The 5,232-nt window shown below is 45.9% G+C and carries 2 protein-coding genes; both read right to left on the reverse strand.

Annotated features, from left to right (window positions below; all coding sequences use genetic code 11):
* A partial coding sequence (gene rtxA, locus SLS51_RS22275) for an MARTX multifunctional-autoprocessing repeats-in-toxin holotoxin RtxA (protein WP_323840707.1) occupies window positions 1–2,559 on the reverse strand: 2,559 nt, incomplete at its 3' end.
* A gap of 713 nt (window positions 2,560–3,272) precedes the next feature.
* On the reverse strand, window positions 3,273–5,232 hold a 1,960-nt coding region (locus SLS51_RS22280), incomplete at its 5' end, for a calcium-binding protein (RefSeq protein ID WP_323840708.1).

Genomic DNA, 5,232 nt, shown 5'->3' on the forward strand with positions numbered 1-5,232 from the left:
GCCAATCAGAGCCGCAATCGCTGTCCCCTCTCCGACTTTGGTGAAGATATTGCCTGCCGCAGCCATCACACCCAGTGTCAAACCATCGCCGACATGGGTCAACACGTTGCCTATGCCGAACATGATGCCGGTCGTGTCGCCCTTTCCGACTTTGGTCAAGATATTCGCACCACCCAGCATAACGCCCGTGGTACTGCCGTCCCCGATATGCGTAAGAACATTTGCCCCGCCGCCCATGACCGCCCGCGCAGGGCCTTTCCCTTTTTTAGTCAGGATATTGGCGCCGCCCAACGCGATTGCTATGGTGTTTGACGTCTCAGTCTCCTCACTGAGATGACTGATAATATTGGCGCCGCCAAGCATACCGGTAACCAGACTGCCCGCCCCGAGCTTAGTCAGTACGTTAGCGCCACCTAACAGTACAGAGAAGATGCTCCCTTTTCCCGCTTGGGTGATGACGTTAAAACCGCCCTGCCCGGACCAGTTTCCATTGCCATTACCTATCTGGGTATGCGTGTTGTACCCGCCCAACATCCGCACCCGGCTGTTACCGTTGCCTTTGTGGATTGAGATATTGCCATAAGCCAGAAGATGAGCCAGGTATTGCCCATCCCCGATACGCACAAGAACATTTGTCGCGCCACCAGCATCAACATCCATTTCCCCACTCTGGCCCCGGTGAACCAAGACATTGGCTAAACCGGCACCACGGAATGTCAGATCGCCCTTTTCACCTTTTTTTACAATGACGTTGGCAGCACCCGCACCATCAAAATACGTATCACCGAACTTTGAGCTATGCAAAATAACGTTCGCCGCCCCCGCCCCTGTAAAATTAATATCTCCCCGCATGACATCAGATTTAATAACGTTTCCACCACCCGCACCGTTAAAATTAATGTCACCACTGCTTGCAGATAATTTCACAAGGTCTTGCTGATAATATTCTTTGCTATGTACTAATCGATGGGAGGTACGGCGCACTGTATTGATGTCATATTGAAGCTGGCTTAACGTGTAACCGGAGCCGGCAGAGGTATACCCGTTAGCATAAGAAAACTCTTCATTGGCTAAATCACCCGTATGATCGCCTGTTTTATACCATGCTGTTGCGATGTATTTTAGTTGCTTTGTTTCGGGATCATTGGCCAACTGAACTTCAACCACTTTGGTATGGGGACCCAATACTTTGGCATACACATAAGTATTGGGTTTTCGGTTCGATTTGATTGCGGAAACATCGACTTTTCCATCATCAGAAAAGACGGCATACCCCTCCATTTTGGCATCGCCTAGCGAGATATCCTCCGCTTTAACCATCACGCCACCCGCATAGGTTACCCACTGATCTGACAACAGGTTTTCCCCGATAGCATGGATCGTGACGGGTTGCAGACGCTCAACGATTAAACCGGAGAGATGATAAGCGCCATCAACGTTTACCGCGATAAATCCATTGCCTGAAGAAATTTCTTTCGCAGCAAGATTTTCAAGGTGATTGCCCGCTTTATACCAGGAAGTGGCATAATAACCGAGTCTGCCCGTGGTGGGATTATTTCGCAGCCGAACTTTGCTGATTTTAGTGTACATTTTGTCAACAAAGGCAAAAAGATAGGTATCCGGTTCGACGGTTGATTTCACACCTGTAACTTGCTGAGACTCTCGTATCCAGCTTCCTTCCATCGTTGCCGTCGTTAATACGACTTCTTTGGCTTTAGCAAATTCCAGTGTCTCATCATCGAAATCGCTATTCGCGTCTATTCTGGTGATTTCATTGTAAGCCCCCGCACCGGAGAAATTAATATTGCCATGCGCGACATCAGAATAGAGTTTGTTATACCCCCCCGCACCTTGAAAAGTAATATCACCACGGGTCTGTTCATACTCGTCTTTATTTTGACGTACACGCTCAATTCGATTCGATGCCCCCGCACCACGTAAGATAATATTACCCTCTTTACCTTTACGTACAATGTGATTATCAGCACCAGCCCCGTTGAATGTAACGTTACCGTGCTCTACTCGCGAGCTGATATTGTTTACAGCGCCGGCGCCATTAAACGTCACATTTCCCTGTGAATCTTGATAACGGTTAAACCAGGTACGGTCAATGTCATTGCCTGCCCCTGCGCCGGCAAAATCTAAATTTCCCCGGTTAGTTTCATGCCATAACTGATTATATCCACCGCTTCCTTTAAAACGGGTATCACCAGACAACCCTTTACGAACCAGTTTATTATAACCGGCCGCACCTGAATAATTTAAATTTCCCATTTCACCCGTGTGATCAATAACAGCTACACCGGCAGCCCCCGCAAATGACAGACCGCCATTTCCCGTTTTATGAATACCGGTATAACCTGACACTCCCTTTACCGCAAGGTCGCCATCTGTATGGTATACATCGACTTTAAATGAACCAACGGTAACATCATCATTTCCGCCATAAGCATAAACCTCACCACCTATACCAATAGCAGTAATACGATTACCGTCATTATCGTCGTAATATCTTCCTGTAAAGAGGTACACTGCACTTCTATTTGATGATTTACCCATAAATAGTCCTTTAATTTATTATTTGGGTTAAACAGAAAACCACGGCACCTAACGGATACACCCGTTATCTTTCAAGTTGCCTCTTTGTTGGCTGCACTCTTTTACCCCGGTCATAGAGTTATCTATGCTCCCGGGGATTCGCTCCCTTGCCGTCTCGATCCATCTTGAAATCCATAGGGTAGAACCGTTATTGGGTATATTTAAGTTCTCACGAAACAGTGAAATCTTCTGATTTTTAATAGCAAAAAATTAAATAAAGAAAAAAACCGCCATTAAAATTAATATCAGATATTGTTTGCATGAATTTATCAGACATACTTTTTTCCAAAAAGTAATTTGTTAATAAAATGGATATAACAAGGAAAACGCCAAATTCAGAAAGATTATTATCACAGATCTCTTTCTGCGATAATACTAGAAATACAGAGAAGATAATAAAGTAATGCCTAAGATATAAAACTTTGTCAATTATTTATTCCATCTCCGTAAATAACCACACAGATTATAACCATTAAAACAGTGCAAGTAAATGAGATAATAATATCTTACCTTTTTGGTAATGAAATTATAACAAATAAAACTTATTAATGAAAATAATTATTGACCGGTAAACTATAATATAATGAATATCCATTACTCCGCAGTGAAAAAAGGCTCACCGATTCTGTGAGCCTTTTTTATTATTCATTTTAACTTTTATTTTTGAGAATTAATTACGCAAACTGCACCTTACCCACCGTAGTATCCGCCCACGCCGTTGTCATGACCATTTTCGCCTGACTCGCCAGATTGTCAATAAAGCCATTATCTCCCGCAGTAGGCGCAAAACTGCTCATTGACTGGATTAAGGTATCAACCGCATTATCCGACAGCGCAGTAAACTCCCGCTCTCCCGAGGCATTCTTATCCCCCATCCTCACCACCAGTTTGGCACGGTTACCATTAAAGTAATCACTAAAGGTGACTGAACCGATTGATTCAAAAACACCCTGCGCGGTTTTCTCCTCAATATGACGGTTTACTGATAACACCAAATCATATCCACTGCGCTGGAACCACAGGTTTTGCCAGTTAATGTCGTTAAAGACAATCATATCTTCCGCATTGATATCATCAACCTGACTGTCAATCACCTGACCACTGACCACAAAGCTGTCTATCCCGGCGCCCCCCCGGAAGTGGTTCTGATAACCGCCCAGCACCAGCAGATCCTGACCTTCACCGCCGTCAAACTGGCTGAATTTCGAAATAGTGGCCGCTATCAGGTGATCATCACCTTCTCCACCGTTGATGACTGCATGATAGCCCATCAGTTTAATAACATCGTTACCCATGTTGCCATCAATTCGATTGTCATTACCAAACACCCGGCCAAAGTCATTGCCTTCACCCAGCTCAACCCGGTTGTTATTACCGATGGTCGCGGCATAATCCTGATCTTCCCCGGTATCCACCCGGTTGTAGTTACCCGCAGTCACAACATAATCATACCCGCTACCGGCATCAATCAATCCACCTTCACCAAAAACAAATGTCTGGTCATTCCCTGCCCCCATAAAAGCAGAGTTAATCCGCCCGGCTACCACTGCGGTATCATCCCCATGACCGCCAAACATCCAGTTTTCACGCCCCATCAGAACGCCCAGATCATTACCTTCACCACCGGTAAAGAGGTTGGAAGTGCCGATAGAGTAATAAACATCCTCTCCGCGACCACCCCAGAAGTTGTTGTTATCGCCCAGATAGGCACCAAGATCTTTACCGTCACCGCCCCAGCTGAAGTTATAGTTCCCCAGCGAGATATGGATATCGCCATCATCATGCAAATGACCGCTGTTACGCAGGAAATCAAATGTTTTCTGCTCCATATTGAGCAGATCCGCCGTGAGATTCTCTTTCAGATGCGTGACTAAGGAGTGCATTTCTGTCTGCTTATCTTTACTGAACATCGTTGCAAACAGATTAGGCAGATTCAGAGCGTTAAAACCAAATACAGGTTTTGCTTTATCATCGGCCTGAGCACCCATCCCATCAATGCTGACTGGCGATTCTGATCCACGGTTTTCATCCGGGGCTTTCTCTTGCAGACCATGACTTTCGGCAAACGATCTGATGCCATCCCCGCCCATCTCCATGCCTGCTTTCAAACCATTAAGCAATTTCTCCGGGTTTGTAAACGCTTTCAGTTGATCGCCACTAAATTCTCCAATCACTGCCAGCATCTCTTGCAGAATCGCTTCACCATCAACCGGGTCTCCTGTACGGGAAACCATCTGGCCTTCTGTGGTGTAATTCACGCCAAAGATATCCGCTAAAGTCGTCTCCGCGTTTACACCAGCTAATCGGCCAAGCAGCTTATTCTTAAGCTGACGCGGCAAATCCTGAGGATGATAGGTAAACGTGGTCTTCGCCATCCCCGTTGCCGAATATTGCTGCGTCATCAGGCCAAACAACGCACCCAGGTTGGTATCCAAAATCGACTGAATATTATCACCGAACATCAGGTTCCAGTTACCCGTGGTCACCTGAATATCCGCTCCCCGGCCACCTACCGCAAAGTTGAATGCCAGTTTCTCATTGACCTGACGGAATTTATTCGCGCGGCTCATTGTGCCCATACCACTCACATTGCGGGTTAGCCACTGGTTGAATTTCTTATTCAACGTCACTTCA

It is taken from the genome of Photorhabdus africana, assembly GCF_035181445.1.
GTDB lineage: Bacteria > Pseudomonadota > Gammaproteobacteria > Enterobacterales > Enterobacteriaceae > Photorhabdus > Photorhabdus laumondii.